This window comes from Streptomyces coeruleofuscus, assembly GCF_039532725.1.
Taxonomy (GTDB): Bacteria; Actinomycetota; Actinomycetes; order Streptomycetales; family Streptomycetaceae; genus Streptomyces; species Streptomyces coeruleofuscus.
The window spans coordinates 127,444-143,076 of sequence record NZ_BAAASE010000009.1 but is presented as its reverse complement, the minus strand read 5'-3'; the positions used below and the strand labels follow the sequence as shown (position 1 = coordinate 143,076).

At 71.2% G+C, this 15,633-nt stretch carries 16 protein-coding genes; 13 read left to right on the top strand and 3 right to left on the bottom strand.

Annotated elements, in window-relative coordinates:
* Positions 1-53 precede the first annotated feature (53 nt).
* On the top strand, positions 54-896 hold the full coding sequence (locus ABFX81_RS31555; protein ID WP_086854349.1) for a phosphotransferase: 843 nt from the start codon (positions 54-56) through the stop codon (positions 894-896).
* A 60-nt stretch (positions 897-956) separates the two neighbouring features.
* Here the strand turns inward: ABFX81_RS31555 and ABFX81_RS31550 are convergent, their stop codons facing one another.
* Entirely contained in the window at positions 957-1,397 is a 441-nt protein-coding gene (locus ABFX81_RS31550) for a MarR family transcriptional regulator (RefSeq protein WP_086854338.1), read from the bottom strand.
* A 104-nt stretch (positions 1,398-1,501) separates the two neighbouring features.
* Here ABFX81_RS31550 and ABFX81_RS31545 point away from each other — a divergent pair, with 104 nt between their 5' ends.
* The 7 genes from ABFX81_RS31545 (at position 1,502) to ABFX81_RS31515 (ending at position 8,153) form a co-directional block, all read left to right on the top strand.
* Positions 1,502-2,155, top strand: coding sequence for a maleylpyruvate isomerase family mycothiol-dependent enzyme (locus ABFX81_RS31545; protein ID WP_086854337.1), 654 nt, complete (start codon positions 1,502-1,504; stop codon positions 2,153-2,155).
* A gap of 143 nt (positions 2,156-2,298) precedes the next feature.
* Complete coding sequence (locus ABFX81_RS31540; protein ID WP_346138997.1) at positions 2,299-2,460, top strand: hypothetical protein; 162 nt, start codon at positions 2,299-2,301, stop codon at positions 2,458-2,460.
* On the top strand, positions 2,451-3,290 hold the full coding sequence (locus tag ABFX81_RS31535; RefSeq protein ID WP_086854336.1) for a UbiA family prenyltransferase: 840 nt from the start codon (positions 2,451-2,453) through the stop codon (positions 3,288-3,290). The genes ABFX81_RS31540 and ABFX81_RS31535 overlap by 10 nt, the downstream gene beginning before the upstream one ends.
* Before the next feature lie 160 nt (positions 3,291-3,450).
* Complete coding sequence (locus ABFX81_RS31530; RefSeq protein WP_086851941.1) at positions 3,451-4,539, top strand: 3-oxoacyl-[acyl-carrier-protein] synthase III C-terminal domain-containing protein; 1,089 nt, start codon at positions 3,451-3,453, stop codon at positions 4,537-4,539.
* A complete protein-coding gene (locus tag ABFX81_RS31525) occupies positions 4,536-5,054 on the top strand; it encodes an isoprenylcysteine carboxylmethyltransferase family protein (protein ID WP_086851940.1) in 519 nt (172 codons plus the stop codon). The genes ABFX81_RS31530 and ABFX81_RS31525 overlap by 4 nt, the downstream gene beginning before the upstream one ends.
* A gap of 10 nt (positions 5,055-5,064) precedes the next feature.
* Entirely contained in the window at positions 5,065-6,150 is a 1,086-nt protein-coding gene (locus tag ABFX81_RS31520) for an FAD-dependent oxidoreductase (RefSeq protein WP_086851937.1), read from the top strand.
* A 47-nt stretch (positions 6,151-6,197) separates the two neighbouring features.
* Positions 6,198-8,153, top strand: coding sequence for a spermine/spermidine synthase domain-containing protein (locus tag ABFX81_RS31515; protein WP_346138996.1), 1,956 nt, complete (start codon positions 6,198-6,200; stop codon positions 8,151-8,153).
* Between the two features lie 60 nt (positions 8,154-8,213).
* Here the strand turns inward: ABFX81_RS31515 and ABFX81_RS31510 are convergent, their stop codons facing one another.
* On the bottom strand, positions 8,214-9,119 hold the full coding sequence (locus ABFX81_RS31510; protein ID WP_346138995.1) for an NAD-dependent protein deacetylase: 906 nt from the start codon (positions 9,117-9,119) through the stop codon (positions 8,214-8,216).
* A gap of 146 nt (positions 9,120-9,265) precedes the next feature.
* Between ABFX81_RS31510 and ABFX81_RS31505 the strand changes: the two genes are divergently transcribed.
* The 3 genes from ABFX81_RS31505 to ABFX81_RS31495 all read left to right on the top strand — a co-directional run bounded on the left by ABFX81_RS31505 (position 9,266) and on the right by ABFX81_RS31495 (position 12,348).
* Positions 9,266-10,312 (top strand): alcohol dehydrogenase catalytic domain-containing protein, encoded by a 1,047-nt coding sequence (locus ABFX81_RS31505; RefSeq protein WP_086851044.1) that lies wholly within the window; start codon positions 9,266-9,268, stop codon positions 10,310-10,312.
* 66 nt (positions 10,313-10,378) lie between these two features.
* Complete coding sequence (locus ABFX81_RS31500; protein ID WP_086851042.1) at positions 10,379-10,888, top strand: gluconokinase, GntK/IdnK-type; 510 nt, start codon at positions 10,379-10,381, stop codon at positions 10,886-10,888.
* 146 nt (positions 10,889-11,034) lie between these two features.
* Positions 11,035-12,348, top strand: a complete 1,314-nt coding sequence (locus ABFX81_RS31495; protein ID WP_428837229.1) for a phytase — start codon at positions 11,035-11,037, stop codon at positions 12,346-12,348.
* 92 nt (positions 12,349-12,440) lie between these two features.
* Here ABFX81_RS31495 and ABFX81_RS31490 read toward each other — a convergent pair whose 3' ends face one another.
* On the bottom strand, positions 12,441-13,301 hold the full coding sequence (locus ABFX81_RS31490) for an NAD(P)-dependent oxidoreductase (protein ID WP_428837228.1): 861 nt from the start codon (positions 13,299-13,301) through the stop codon (positions 12,441-12,443).
* A 74-nt stretch (positions 13,302-13,375) separates the two neighbouring features.
* On the opposite strand from ABFX81_RS31490, the gene ABFX81_RS31485 reads away from it, so the two are divergent.
* Together ABFX81_RS31485 and ABFX81_RS31480 are read left to right on the top strand one after the other, a co-directional pair.
* On the top strand, positions 13,376-13,738 hold the full coding sequence (locus tag ABFX81_RS31485) for a MerR family transcriptional regulator (RefSeq protein WP_086851038.1): 363 nt from the start codon (positions 13,376-13,378) through the stop codon (positions 13,736-13,738).
* A 181-nt stretch (positions 13,739-13,919) separates the two neighbouring features.
* Positions 13,920-15,572 (top strand): alpha/beta fold hydrolase, encoded by a 1,653-nt coding sequence (locus ABFX81_RS31480; protein WP_086851036.1) that lies wholly within the window; start codon positions 13,920-13,922, stop codon positions 15,570-15,572.
* Positions 15,573-15,633: the final 61 nt, after the last annotated feature.

The following is a 15,633-nucleotide window of genomic DNA, read 5'->3' as shown; positions in this document are numbered from 1 at the left end:
ACCGCTTGGAGAGTCAGGGCAGCGCAGCGCTCAGGGAGAGAGGCCAGGCGACGATGCAGGCGTCGGAAGTCCCGCGTGCGGTGGCCGCGGCCATGTCGACCGCCTCATCACTTGGCCTGACAGCCGACGACGCGGTCGTTCTTCATGACTCGAACAAACTCACTCTGCGGCTGCTGCCTTGTGACGTCCTGGCCCGGGTGGCACCTGAAGCGGATCAGGTCGCGCGGTTCGAAGTGGAGCTTGCTCAGCGGCTCGCCGAATCCGGGTGCCCTGTGGCTGCTCTCGATCCCCGAGTGGAGCCAGGCGTCCATGAGCGTGACGGCTTCGTGGTCACGCTGTGGACCTACTACGAGCCCGTGACATCTCGCGAGGTCTCACCAGCCGACTACGCCCATGCGCTCGAGCTGCTGCACGCCGGCATGCGCGAGCTCGACGTCCCGACACCGCACTTCACGGATCGAGTCGAGCAGGCTCAACAGCTGGTGGCGAACCGCGACCGCACTCCGGCGCTCGCCGACGTGGACCGGGAGCTGCTCGGCGACACGCTGAGAAGCCTGAGACGAGTGATCGGCGAGCGCTGCGGCGCCGAGCAGCTGCTGCACGGCGAGCCGCACCCGGGCAATCTGCTCACCACCGAGAACGGGCTGCTGTTCATAGACCTTGAGACGTGTTGCCGCGGGCCCGTCGAATTCGACCTCGCCCATGCGCCCGAAGAGGTCGGCGAGCACTATCCGGGAGTCGATCAGGACGTGCTGCGCGAGTGCCGGCTCCTGGTGCTGGCGATGATCACAACGTGGCGCTGGGACCGAGGCGACCAGTTCCCGAACGGGCGCCGGCTGGGCAGGGAGTGGCTGGGCCGGATCAGAGCGGCAGTCGACCGCAACGGCCTGGAGTGATCCTGGCCGCGAAGACCACCGAGGTGAGGGTCCGCCGCCGCAGGCATACCCACTCAACGGCTACTCCCAGGGGTCGGTGATCTGCCTCAGCAGAGTCAGTGCCTCGCGCAGCTGCTTCATCCGCCGCTTGCCGATGTGCTGCTCCCACTCCTTCTCCACCTCGGCGACCACCGCGTCGGCGACCTCCTTGGCCGCCCTGGCCTTCTCCGCGCCGCGCACCAGGCGGGCCCGCTTGTCGGTCGGATCGGGTACGCGCGTGACGTAGCCCGCCTTCTCCAGCTGGTCGACGAGGAAGCCCGCGGTCTGTTTGGTGATCTGGGCCTGTTCGGCGAGTTCGGTGAGGCGAGTGCCGTGAGGTCCGATGCGCTGCATGACCCGGGCCTGGGCGGGCGTGAAATCGTCGAAACCGGCCTCGGCGAGCGCGGCGAAGACGCGGTTCTCCAGGGCCCGGTAAGGCAGGAACAGGAGCACGCCCGTGTTGAGCTCGCTTTCCGTCACCATCGCCGGCTCACTTCCCGCACCATCGTCGTTCCTGTCCCCATTCTTGACATTGGTCAGATTCGCTGACTAATTTGGTCAGAGAAGCTTACCATTTGGGGTGGGTGATGGTCGTGGGTGCAGTGCTGGAGACCGACGAGCTCTGGCAGATCGTCGACCAGGAGCGGACGAGCCTGGCCGACCTGCTGGAGGGCCTGAGTTCACAGGAGTGGGAGGCGCGCACGCGGTGCGGGGACTGGCGGGTACGGGACGTTGCCGCGCATCTGACCCTCGCGGCGCGCTTCTCGTACGGGCAGGTCGTACGGGAGATGCTCCGGGCCCGCGGGAACTGGAACAAGATGATCCACGACTCGGCGGTGCGCGAGGGGGAGCGGCCCGTCTCCGAGATCGTCGCGGACCTCCGCTCGATCGTCGGCTCCCGCCGTCTCGCCCCGACCACCTCACCCCGCGAGCCGCTCCTCGACCTCCTCGTCCACGGCCAGGACATCGCCCTCGCGCTCGGCCGGACACGCGAGATGCCCCGGGCCGCCGCCCGCGACGCCGCCGACCGCGTATGGACCATGCGCTTCCCGCCCCGCCCTTGGCCCCTGCCGAAGGCCCGGCTCGTCGCCACCGACATCGAGTTCACGCGCGGGGACGGCCCGGAGGTGCGCGGCCCCATCGCGGCCCTGCTCCTGCTGCTCACCGGCCGTCCGGAGGCGGCCCGCGAGTGGGCCGAGCGCGCGGGGGAGACCTGGACCGGAGTCACGGCTCCGGGGTGACACCTCCCGCCTCTGGAGCGGCACGTGGACACCAACCCGCCGTGCGACTGCGTCGTCCACTCCTCGCCGGGGGCGGCATGGCCATTCCACCGGATGCCGGACCACCCCGTGTGAGCGGGCGGGCAACGTGGCACCGATGCTGCATGCGCAACGTGATCACCGGTGACGACGGGCCGTGGTCCTGGGTGACCGGAGACAGAGCGGAGGGGTGCGGCACAGACACCGTGCCGCACCCCCGCACGGTGTCCCGCGCCCTCGGTGACGCGATCTGCCAGGCGCTGGACGCGGAGAGGCGATGCCCGTGACCGCCGGCACGGCCCAGGCGCGCCCCGGACCACCGCGTGGGCTCGCGCTGCTCGCCGCCGCCCACGGCGGGCCCGCTCTGGCCGTCACCGCCGTCACGGGCCTGCTGGCGTTCCGCGGCGGCCTGCACCCGCTGGACGCCGCCGCCGTCACCGCGGCGGTGTTCACCGGCCAGCTCACGATCGGCTGGGGCAACGACCTGCTCGACCTCGCGCGCGATCGCGCCGTGGGCCGCACCGACAAGCCGTTGGCCGTCGGTACCCTCCCGGCCGGCTGGGTGGCACGCGCCCTCGTCGTGGCCGCTCTCGCCTCCCTCGTGCTGTCCGCGCTCGCCGGCTGGCGCAGTGCCCTGGTCAACGTCGTCCTCGCCACCGGCGCGGGCCACGCCTACAACGCCGGGCTCAAGGCGACCCCCTGGTCATGGGTGCCGTACACGTGCGGCTTCGGGATGCTGCCCTCGGTCGTCACCCTCGCCGCCTCGCCCCCTCACTGGGCGCCCTGGTGGATGACCGCCGCCGGCGCCGCGCTCGGCGTCGGAGCGCATCTGCTCAACGTGCTGCCCGACCTCGCCGACGACGAAGCCACCGGGGTCCGCGGCCTGCCGCACCGGATCGGCGAACGTCCCTCGCGCGCCCTGGCCGCCGTTCTGCTCACCGCCGCCTCGGCGCTCGCCGTGACCGGTCCCGCCGGGTCCCCTCCGGCGTGGGCATGGGCGGCCCTGGCACTGGTCACGGGCCTCGCGGTGCTCACCTGGTCCGGCCGAGGGCGCGCTCCCTTCCGTGCCGCGGTGACCATCGCCCTGCTCGACGTCGTGCTGCTGACGGTCGCCTGATGGCACCGGCAGACACCGCTCAGGCCGGCGCCGGCCCGTCTCGCGCCACGACCGCCCCCGCACTCCCGCCCCAAGTCCTGCGCTCACCGTCACGGTCGACCTCGCGCTCGGCCTCGGCCGGGTGCTCCCCGCGCCCCACCGCCCCGTCCCAGGAGCCAGCATGACCATGCGCGTCCTCAGCGTCCGCGGCACCCTGCCCGAGCACCGCCACCGACAGGAGGAGATCACCGAGTCCTTCACCACCACGCTGGTCGGGAACACGGTCGATCGCGGTGTCGTCGAGCGGCTCCACCGCAACGTGTGCGTCGAGACCCGGCACACCGTGCTGCCGCTGGAGGAGTACGGCCGGATCGAGGACTTCGGCCAGTCGAACGACGTCTTCATCCGGGCCGGCGTCGAACTCGGCGGCCGCGCGGTCGTCGACGCGCTCAAGAGCGTCGGCCTCACACCGGCCGACGTCGACTACATCGTCTCCTGCACGGTGACCGGCCTGGCCGTGCCCTCCCTTGAGGCCCGGGTCGCGGCGGAGATCGGGCTGCGCCCCGACGTGGTGCGCCTGCCCCTCGTCGGCCTCGGCTGCGTCGCCGGCGCGGCCGGCATCGCCCGCCTCAACGACCTGCTGCGCGGCCGCCCCGACGCCGTGGCGGTGCTGATGTCGGTCGAGTTGTGCTCGCTCACGCTCCAGCGCGACGACACCTCGGTCGCCAACGCCGTGGCGAGCGGCCTGTTCGGCGACGGTGCCGCCGCCGTGGTCGCCGTCGGGGGCGAGCACCCCCTCGCACGGACCGACGACCCCGCCGCTCCCGGAGTGCTCGCCTCGCGCAGCCGCCTCTACCCCGACTCCGAACGCATGATGGGCTGGGACGTCGGCTCCGGCGGCTTCCGAGTCGTCCTGGACTCCGCGGTCCCCGACCTGGTGCGCCGGTACGTCGGCGACGACGTCCGCGGCTTCCTCGCCGATCACGGACTGACCAGCCGCGACCTCGGCTGGTACGTCGCGCACCCCGGCGGTCCCAAGGTCCTCGAGGCGTTGCAGGACGCCCTCGGTGTCGAGCGGGAGGCGCTGGGCGTGACCTGGGACTCGCTGCGCCGGATCGGCAACCTGTCCTCCGCGTCGGTGCTGCACGTCCTGGCGGACACGCTCGCCGACCGCCCGCCCCCACCCGGCTCCTACGGGCTCATGCTCGCCATGGGCCCGGGATTCTGCTCCGAACTCGTACTCCTCCGCGCCCCGGGTGGTGGACGGTGAGCAGCGAGGCCTGGTTCACCGTCCTGGTGCTGGCCGTGGGCCTGGAGCGGGTCGCCGAACTGGCCGTGTCCCAGCGCAACGCCGCCTGGAGCCTCGCGCGGGGAGGCGTGGAGTCCGGGCGGGGGCACTACCCGTTCATGGTGGTGCTGCACACCGGCCTGCTCGTCGGCGCGCTCGCGGAGGTGTGGCTGCGCCGGCCGGACGTCGTACCACTGCTGGCCTGGTCGATGCTCGCTCTAGTCCTGCTCGCGCAGGGGCTGCGCTGGTGGTGCATCGCCACACTGGGCCGGCAGTGGAACACCCGGGTGATCGTCGTACCCGGCGCCGCGCGGGTGACCGGCGGACCCTACCGCTGGATCCCGCACCCGAATTACGTCGCCGTAGTGGTCGAGGGGCTCGCGCTTCCGCTCGTGCACTCGGCCTGGATCACGGCGGTCGTCTTCACCGCGCTCAACGGGCTCCTGCTCGCCACCCGCGTCCGCGCCGAGGATGCCGCCCTGACACGGCTGGCCTGAGGAGGCACACATGGATCTGCTCGTCGTCGGCGGGGGCCCCGCGGGCCTGGCCACGGCCTTGCACGCGGCCCGCGCGGGGCTCGACGTCACCGTCTGGGAGCAGCGTGCCGGCATCGTCGACAAGGCGTGCGGCGAAGGCCTGATGCCGGGCGCCGTCGCCGCGTTGGCCGCACTGGGCGTGCACCCGCCGGGGTACTCCCTGCGGGGCATTCGCTACGTCGCCGGACCCCGCCGCGTCGACGCCGACTTCAGGGCGGGCCCGGGGCGCGGGGTGCGTCGTACGACGCTGCACGCGCTGCTGCGTGAGGCGGTGCTGGCAGCGGGCGTACGCGTCGACCAGCGCACCGCGCGTCACGTCGAGCAGGACCGGGACGGGGTGGTGGTCGACGGCACCCGCGCCGGCCACCTCGTAGCCGCCGACGGCCTGCACTCGCCGATCCGCCGCGCCCTCGGGCTGAACCGGCCGCGCCGGTCCCCGCTGCGGCACGGGCTGCGGCGCCACTACGCGCTCGCTCCCTGGAGCGACCACGTCGAGGTGCACTGGGCCCGCGAAGCGGAGGCCTACGTGACGCCGGTGGCCGACGACCTCGTGGGCGTCGCGGTGCTCACCACCGCCCGCCGGTCGTTCGACGACCACCTCGCCGCCTTCCCCGAGCTGCGGGAGCGGCTGGCCGGGGCCGGCCGCGCCGGACCGGTACGGGGGGCGGGCCCGCTCCGCCAGGTAACGAGCGCGCGCACCGCCGGCCGGGTGCTGCTCGTGGGCGACGCCGCCGGTTACGTCGATGCCCTGACCGGCGAGGGCATCGCGCTGGCGCTCGCGCAGGCGCCCGCCGCGGTGCGGGCCATCACCAGCGGTGACCCGGCGGCCTACGAGGGGGAGTGGCGGCGGCTCACCCGGCGCTACCGCTGGCTGACGCACGCGCTCCTCGGCGCGACGCGCAAGCCCCCGGCCCGCGCAGCGCTGCTGCCCGTCGCACAACGGCTGCCGTGGCTGTTCTCCGCAGCCGTCGCCATGCTTGCACGCCCGGCGGACGAGCGAGCCACGGCACGGCACCTCGACTCACCGCAGCGAGAATGGCACCGTAAAACGCCATGAAAGGGAACGAGTCAGGGCAATCAGTAAGATCGGTGCGCTGGAGGCTCGTGCTGGCCAGCACCACCATGCTCTTCGTCGAGCTGGCGCTGATCAGATGGGCGGGCGCCAACGTCGTCCACTTGAGTTATTTCTCGAACTTCATCCTGCTGGGATCGTTCCTCGGGATCGGCGTCGGGTTCCTGATCCCCGCCGAGCGCGGACAGTGGCTCAAGCGCTGGACACCCGTCCCGCTCGCGCTGCTGGTCATTCTGGTGCGCGAGTACCCGGTGCAGGTGCGCCAGAGCAGCAGTGAGGTCCTGTACTTCACCGCCGTGAAGACCACCGGCCTTCCCGAGTGGGTGACGCTGCCGGCCATCTTCCTGCTGACCGCGGTGATCATGGCGGGGATCGGAAAGATCACCGCGGATCTCTTCCGCCGGCTTCCCTCGCTCGACGCCTACCGCTACGACCTGCTCGGCAGCATCACCGGCTCGCTGTCCTTCGCCGTGCTGTCCTGGCTGCGCGCTCCCTCGGTCGTATGGGGCGTACTCGCCACCGCGGCCCTGCTGGTCCTCGGCGGACGGCGCAACTCCCTGCGGTACGGCATTCCCCTCACGGCGATGGTCGCCGCGCTGTTCCTGGAGACGGCGACGAGCGGCATCTCCTGGTCGCCCTACTACAAGATCGAACTCAAGCCCTCGCCGACCACTACCCGGACCTGGTACATCTCGGCCAACGGCGTCCCCCACCAGAGCACCGCCCCGCAAGCGGTGCTGATGCGGGAGGACTCGCCCTACCGCCAGGCGTACGACCAGACGCCCCGCAACCCGCACAAGCGCGTGCTGATCATCGGCGCCGGCAACGGCAACGACGTCGCGGTCGCACTCGCCTACGGAGCGGAGCACGTGGACGCGGTCGAGATCGATCCACGACTCCAGGAGATCGGCTCACAACTGCACCCGGCGAAGCCCTACGACGACCCGAGGGTGCGCGCGCACATCGACGACGGGCGCGCCTTCCTGGAGCGGACGAAGACCAAGTACGACCTGATCGTCCTGGCCCTGCCGGACTCGCTGACGCTGGTCGCCGGTGCGAGCAACCTGCGCCTGGAGAGCTACCTGTTCACCCGGCAGGCCTTCGAGGCCGCACGCGACCACCTGGCGCCGAACGGCGCGTTCGCCATGTACAACTACTACCGCGAGAGCTGGCTGGTCGACCGCTTCGCAGGGAGCCTCGGCGACGTCTACGGTCACGCCCCCTGCATGACGACGTTCAAGAGGAACGCGGCCGTGCTGGTGGCCGGGATGACGCCCGCCGACCAGTCCTGCGCGCAGACCTGGCGGCCCAGCGGCGCGGTTCCGGCGGCCGCGAGCGACGACCACCCCTTCCCGTACCTGCTGCACCGGAGCATTCCCACGCTCTACCTGGGCGCCCTGGGCACCATCCTGCTGGTGACGCTCCTGTCGGTGCGCCTGACCGGGGTACGCATCCGCGGCACCCTCCGCTACACCGACATGTTCCTGCTGGGTGCGGCCTTCATGCTGCTGGAAACGAAGAACGTGATCGGCTTCGCCCTCTACTTCGGCACGACCTGGCTGGTCAACGCCCTCGTCTTCTTCGGAGTCCTGGTCGCCGTCCTCGCGGCGGTGGAGGTCCGGCGCAGGCTGCGGAAGGTCAACCAACTGCTGCTGCAACTGCTGCTCTTCGGCTCCCTCGCGGTGGTCTGGCTCGTCCCCACCGGCGCGGTGCTGTCCCTGCCCTTCGCCGCCCGGCTGGCCGCCGCCATCGCCCTGGCCTTCACCCCGATCTTCTGCGCCAACCTCATCTTCTCGGACCGCCTCGCCCTCGCCCCGGACCCGACCTCCGCGTTCGGCGCGAACCTGCTGGGCGCGATGACCGGGGGCGCGATCGAGTACCTCGCCCTGGTGACGGGCTATCAGGCACTGCTCCTGGTCGTCGCGGCCCTGTACCTCGGGGCGTTCGCCGCCATGCGCTCAGCGGGGCGCGATCCGGCGGTGACCTGACCAGGCAGGAACGGGCCTCAGCCCACGCACCGGCATGTGCCCCGACGACGCCCACCACGGTCACCGTCGCACCGCCGCCTGGCCGTCGACGGCCATACCCAGCCGCTCCGCCACGGTCGTGAGTGCCGCTCCCAGCGGGAGCGAGACCCGGGTGACGGCGTGCCGGTCACCCCTGGTCGGCTCCAGATTGACGATCAGCACCGGCTTCCCGGCCTGGGCCGCCTGGCGGACGAAGCGGAGCCCCGACATCACCGTCAGTGAGGAGCCGAGGACCAGCAGCGACGCCGACTCACGGACCAGCTCGCGGCAGTGCTCGACCCGGCGTGGCGGAACGGCCTCGCCGAAGAACACCACGTCCGGCTTGAGGATGCCGCCGCAGCTCGTGCAGGGCACCACGCGGAAGTCTCCGACCTGTGCGTCGGTGAGGTCGGCGTCACCGTCCGGGTTGATTCCGGCGGCCACGGGGTCGAAGCCCGGATTGGCCTCCTCCAGCCGCTGGGCGAGTTCACCGCGCGGGCTGAAGGCGCCGCAGGCGAGGCAGACGACCCGGGCCAGGCTCCCGTGGAGTTCCACCACGTCCTCGCTGCCGGCGGCCTGGTGCAGGCCGTCGACGTTCTGGGTGATGACCCCCGAGAGCAGGTCGTGCCGCCCGAAGGCGGCCACGGCCCGGTGCCCGGCGTTGGGGCGGGCGCGGCCGAAGGTGCGCCAGCCGAGATGGCTGCGCGCCCAGTACCGGCGCCGGGCCTGGGCACTGCCGGTGAAGTCCTGGTAGGTCATCGGTGTGTGCCGGCTGAGGCTCCCGCCCTCGCCCCGGTAGTCGGGGATGCCCGACTCCGTGGAGATGCCCGCTCCGCTGAGCACCAGCACACCGCCGGTGCTCAGCGCATCGGCGACCGGCTCCGGATCCGTGGTACCCGGTGGCAGGTCCTCGGGAGGCGTCCAGCTCAAGGTGGGGCGCATGCGCATGCAGTCAGGGTACGGAACAGCGGCTCTGGCCCGGTCGTGTCCCTTCATGTCGGCCGGCCGGTGCTGAAAACCTCTGAAGGGGACACACGGTCAGGCAGCGGCGCCCAGCTCTCGTGCGCCGCCCGACGAGAGGGACGAGGTGGACGATGCGAGCGTTGGCTGTGCGACCTGGCGCCAAGGACTCCCTGGAGGTGAGGGATCTGCCCGCCCCCGCCCCGGCTACGGGAGAGCTGTTGGTGGAGGGCCTGGCGGTGGGGGTGTGCGGAACGGACAAGGAGATCGCCCGAGGCGAATACGGCTGGGCCCCGCCCGGCCGTGAGTGGCTCGTCCTGGGGCACGAGTCCCTCGGCCGGGTGCGTCAGGCGCCGCCCGCCGGCGGCTTCTCGGCCGGTGACCTGGTCGCCGGGGTGGTGCGCCGCCCGGACCCCGAGCCGTGCGGGGCCTGCGCACGCGGGGAGTTCGACATGTGCCGCAACGGCCGCTACACCGAGCGCGGCATCAAGGAGCTCGACGGTTACGGCGCGCAGGCGTGGTGCGTGGAGGCCGACTACGCGGTGAAGCTGGAGCCGCGTCTGGACCGCGCCGGTGTGCTCATGGAGCCGACCACCGTGGTGGCGAAGGCATGGGAACAGGTGGAGCGGGTCGGTGCCCGCTCGTGGTTCGAGCCTCAGCGCGTCCTGGTGACCGGTGCGGGGCCCATCGGTCTGCTGGCCGCCCTGCTGGGCACACAGCGCGGACTGGACGTGCATGTGCTCGACCGGGTGACCGAGGGGCCGAAGCCCACCCTGGTACGGGATCTGGGTGCCACCTACCACGCGAAGGACATCGAGCAGGTCATCTCCGCCGTGTGCCCGGACGTCGTCATCGAAGCGACCGGCGCCAACGAGCCCGTGTTCGCCTCGCTGACCGGCACCGCGCCCTACGGAGTGGTGTGCCTGACCGGTGTGTCGCCCGTCGGCCGCAGGATGACCGTGGACGCGGGTGCCATCAACAGGGAGATGGTGCTTCAGAACGACGCGGTAGTGGGCTCGGTCAACGCCAACCTGCGTCACTACCGTCAGGCTGCCGACGCGCTGGCTGCGGCCGACCTGTCGTGGCTCGAGCGCGTGATCACCCGGCGGGTGCCGCTGGAGCGCGCGACGGAGGCGTTCACGCCGCGACCGGACGACGTCAAGGTAGTCATCGAGCTCTGAGGTAGTCGTCGAGCTCTGAGGTAGTCATCGAGCTCCAGGCGACAGGACGCGAAGGGAAGGTTCTGGATGTCTCACCACACTGCTCGCTTGGTGGTGGTCATGGGCGTGTCCGGCTCGGGGAAAACCACGGTGGGCCGGTTGCTGGCACAGCGTCTCGGTGTTCCCTACGCCGAGGGGGACGACTTCCACCCCGCGTCCAACGTGGCGAAGATGCGGGCCGGTCACCCCCTGGATGACGAAGACCGCCGCCCCTGGCTGGACGAGATCGCTCGATGGCTGACCGGTCATGCCGACAGCGGGGGCGTGGTGGCATGTTCGGCGCTGAAGCGGCGCTACCGTGACCGGCTGGCCTCCGCCGCGCCGCGCGTCTTCTTCCTCCACCTCGACGGCTCGCCCGAGCTGATCGCCGCACGCATCACCGCCAGGCGGGGTCACTTCATGCCACCCGAGCTGCTCCGCACCCAGTTCGCCGACCTCGAACCGATGGGCGAGGACGAAGCGGGCGCGGCCGTCCCGATCGACGGCACACCGGAGCAGACCGCGGCCCTCGCGCATGCCGCCGTCACCTCTCCCTGAGCCGTCCTGGCCCTACTGCTCTTTCTTGAACGGCAGTTGGCAGGCAATCGCCTTTTCTGTGATCACGTGTACAGATCACAGTCTCCTGCGCGCAAGGTTCTCCCCGCACGATCGGCATGTCCTCGACCTCGACCAAGGAAGTGCTTGTGAGAACACACCGCATTCCGTGCAGAACCGCCGCCCTCGCCCTGGGCGCCGCCGTCCTCGCCCTCCTGACCCCCGTCCAGGCCGGGGCCGACGGCGGCCTGCCGACGGTCACGCCCGTCAGCGAGACCCCCGCCCTGTACGACGACGAGGCGGGCGGCAACTCCGACGCGGACGATCCGGCGATCTGGCGCAATGCGGCCGACCCCGACCGCAGCCTCGTCATCGCGACCGCCAAGGAGGGCGGCCTGCGGGTGTACGACCTGGACGCCCGCTTGGTGCAGTCGCTGCCCGCGCCCCGTCCACCAGCCGAGGACGACGCCCCGGGCCGGTACAACAACGTCGACCTCGTCACCGGTCTGCGCACCTCCACCGGCCGGGCCGACGTGGCCGTGGTCAGCGACCGCGGCAACGACCGGTTGCGGATCTACCGCATCGACCCGTCGAAGCCCGGCGGCCCGCTGACCGACATCACCGACCCGGCCGCCGCCCCGCTCTTCTCCACCGACCAGGCCGAGATCAACGACCAGCGCACCGCTTACGGCCTCGCCACCTGGCGGGACAAGTCCACCGGGCGTACCTACGCCCTGGTCAGCCGACGGGAGCGGACTCGCCTCGCGCTGGTCGAACTGAAGCCGACCGCCAGCGGAACGGTCACGTACCAGAAGGTCCGCACACTCGACCTGCCCGCCTCCTTCCGCCTCCCGGACGGCACCACCTGGTCACCGTGCGCGGAGCCCGGCGAACTCCCGCAGGTCGAGGGCATGGTGGTGGACCCCGCCACCGGCACGCTCTACGCCGGCCAGGAGGACATCGGCATCTGGCGCATGCGCGCCGACCTCACCGGCAAGCCGGTCCTGGTGGACAAGGTCCGCGAGTTCGGCGTCCCCGGCGTCTACGACGAGGAGTCCGAGGAGTGCGCGGCGGGCGCCGACCCCGGCTACGGCGGTGACCGGCTGTCCGCCGATGTCGAGGGTCTGACCCTGTTCCAGGAGTCCGACGGGGACGGCTACCTGCTCGCCTCCAGCCAGGGCGACGACACCTTCGCCCTGTACGACCGCGAGGTGAGCGAGGACAACGAGTACGAAGGCGGTTTCCGTGTCGGCGCGGCCTCGACGACCCTGGACGGGGCGCAGGAGTGCGACGGGGCCGCCGTCCTGAACTCCCCGCTCGGCAGCCGCTATCCCAATGGCCTGCTGGTCGTCCAGGACGGTCACGAGACCCCCGAGGTCGCCGACGGCGAGGGCGGCACGCGCACCGCGACCGGCTTCAAGTTCGTCGACCTGGGCGACGTGGTGGACGCCGCGGACCTGTGAGCGGCGCACCTGCCCGACGCCCGGCTGCTTGATCGGGACGGATCCGCTGTACGACACCGCGACCCACGGCCACCCGGGCGCCACCGCGCGACTCACGGCTTGCGGAACTGCTCTACCAGCGCCGCGTATCCGCTGCCGCCGTGACCGGCGGCCGCCGCGCGCTCGGCCAGTGCCTTGACGAGCCTCGGCAACTCGGCGTTGACGCCGAGCGACTCGCTCTCCTCGACCACGTGCGCCATCGCCGCCAAGTGGGTGCCGATCGTGCCGTCGTCGGCCGGGTAGGTGCCGTGGTCGGCCTGCCGCGCGTAGCCCGGCAGCCAGCCGGCCACCGTGTCGATCGCGGTCTGCGCGAGGGGGAGGTACGCCGTGGCGGACACACCGGCCGTGCCGAGGATCGCGGCGCCGTTGAGGAAACCGTCGAGCATGCCCCACATGAGGACGAGCGTGGCCATCTCGTGCGTGGCCGAGAGTCCGGGGTCATCGCCGAGGTGGAGGCCCGTGCCGAGACAGGCCAGCGTGGACTCGTGGGCGTCGTACAGCGGTCGAGGCCCGCTGTAGGCGAGCACGGCGTCGGTCGTGCCGACGGCCTCCGGGACGGCCATGATGCCGCCGTCGAGGTAGTCGCCGCCGCGGCGCGCCACCTCCTCGGCGAGCGCTCGGGCACGCGAGGGCGTGCCCGAGGTCAGGTTCACCACGACACGGCCGTCGAGCGGCCCGTCGAGCACGTCCGCCACGGCGTCGTAGTCCGAGACGCAGACCACCACGAGCGGGGCGGCCGCAAGCGCGGCCGCCGGAGACTCGGCGAGCGTCGCGCCCCGGGCCACGAGGTCGTCGGCCTTGGCCGTCGTGCGGTTCCACACGGTCGTCGGATGCCCCGCGCGCAAGAACGCCCCGGCGAGGGCGCTTCCCATCAGCCCGAGGCCCAGAACCGTTACGGGTGTGCTGGTACGCATCATGTGCTCCTTCTCTGCTCGGTGGCACAATCGTCGACGTTCACACCGGTATGAAGGTCAAGGGGGAATGAGCAATGCGGATCGGGGAGTTGAGCCGGCGGACCGGAGTGAACCCGCACCAACTGCGGTACTACGAGGCGCAGGGCCTGCTGGTGCCCGACCGCGGTGACAACGGCTACCGCGAGTACGGCGACGACGCGGTGCTGACCGTCGCTCAGATCAGGAAACTGCTCGACGCCGGGCTGTCGACCCAGGAGATCGGGTACCTCCAACCGTGCGTCGCCGGAGCGGCCCCCGATCTGACGCCCTGTCCGGAGACCCTGGACCTGCTACGGGCGCGCATCGCCGGACTGGACGAGCAGATCGACACGCTCGTCCGGTCCCGCCAGACACTTCGGGAGTACCTGGTGGCCACGGAGCAGCGGTTGGCCGGCTAGACACGGGCCGTGAATCCACCCGCCGACCGGGTTCAGCTGTTACTACAACTCTGGTACCACAGACACCAGTTGTGTCATCCCCAGGGTGGAGAGCGAGTCCAGCCCGGCGAGGGATCCGCACGAGGGACCGGTTCCTGAAAGATCTTTCCCGTCCGAACATGCGACCGGAAGGATCGATATCGTGCGCAGACGACGTCTCGCGCCCCTGTTAGCCGTGAGTGTCACGGCAACGCTGGCTCCCGCGCTCGCCACCTCGACGGCCACCGCCGCTCCGGCCGCCGCCCCGTCGACCGTCTCCTCGTCCGCCACCAAGGGCGGGCTGGAACGCTATGTGAAACAGAAGCCGCGCTGGAAGCGGTGCGAGGCCGACTCTCCGGCAGAGTTCCAGTGCGCCACGATCAAGGTCCCGCTGGACTACCGGGTTCCCCATGGCAAGCGGATCGACTTGGCCATATCCCGGATCAAGAGCACCGCGCCCGGCAAGCGGCACGGTGTGCTGCTCTCCAACCCCGGCGGCCCCGGGGGACCGGGCCTCTACATGCCGCTCGAAATGCGGGAGAGCCTCCCCCAGTCCGCGCAGCGGAAGTACGACCTCATCGGCTTCGACCCGCGCGGTGTGGGACGGAGCAGCCCCGTCTCCTGCGACCTGGAGCCGGAGGAGGAGCTCTGGCTGCGGCCGTACAAGGAGGCGACGTTCGACAAGGACGTCGCCTGGGCACGCGAGGTCGCGAAGAAGTGCAAGGAGAAAGCGGGCAAGACGCTCGCGCACATCACCACGCGCAACACCGCGCGCGACATGGACCTGCTCCGGGCGATCCTCGGTGAGAAGAAGATCTCGTACCTGGGTTACTCGTACGGCACCTATCTGGGCGCCGTCTACACCCAGCTCTTCCCGCGCCGGGCCGACCGGTTCGTGCTGGACAGCGCGGTCGATCCGGCGCGCGCCTGGCGGGGGATGATCCAGTGGTGGGCGGAGGGCGCCGAGCCCGCGTTCGACCGGTGGACCGAGTGGGCCGCCGAGCGTTCGGAGAAGTACGGCCTCGGTGACACCCCGAAGAAGGTCGACCGGACCTTCTGGGACCTGGTCGCGCAGGCCGACGAGAAGCCCATCGAGCTGGAGGGGCAGCCGGTCACCGGCGATGACATCCGCAGCGGCATGCGCGCGGCTGTCTTCAGCCCGCAGTACGCCACCGAGGCGTTCGTGGAGCTGAAGAAGGCCGCGGCCGGCGAGCCCGCCTCCGCGAAGAAGGCAGCGGCGCTCACCGGATCAGAGCGGACCGGAACAGCAGACGCCGCCGCTTCTGCCGATGCCGCCGAGGTGCCGGCCGACAACATGACGGCGAGCTTCTGGGCCGTGGTGTGCGGCGACAACTCGGCCCCGTGGTCCCGCGACCCTGAGAGCTACCGGCAGGACGCCATCGAGGACAAGGGCCGGTACCCGCTCTTCGGTGACTTCGCGTCCAGCATCAAGCCCTGTGCGTTCTGGACCAAGTCCCTGGAACCGGCGACCAAGGTGAAGAACAAGGTCGGCTCCCTGGTCGTCCAGAACGAATGGGACTCGCAGACCCCGCTGCCCAGCGCTCAGGCCCTGCACGCCGACCTGAAGGGCTCGAAAATGGTCACCGTCCTCGGCGGCGAGGGCCATGGCGTCTACCCGAGCGGCAACGCGTGCACGGACGGCACAGTCACCCGCTACCTGCTCACCGGCAAGCTCCCCGCGAAGGACGTGACCTGCGAGGCGACGGCCGACTCGAACGCGGAGGCACGGAAGAACCAGAAGCAGGACGTACTCCCCGGCTCTCCGCTTCCGGAGCGTGCCCCGGACCGTTTCTGACCCCGGTCGGACGGCTCATTTCTCCATGACCCATCGAAGACGGGGCGGGACCTCCTGGCGG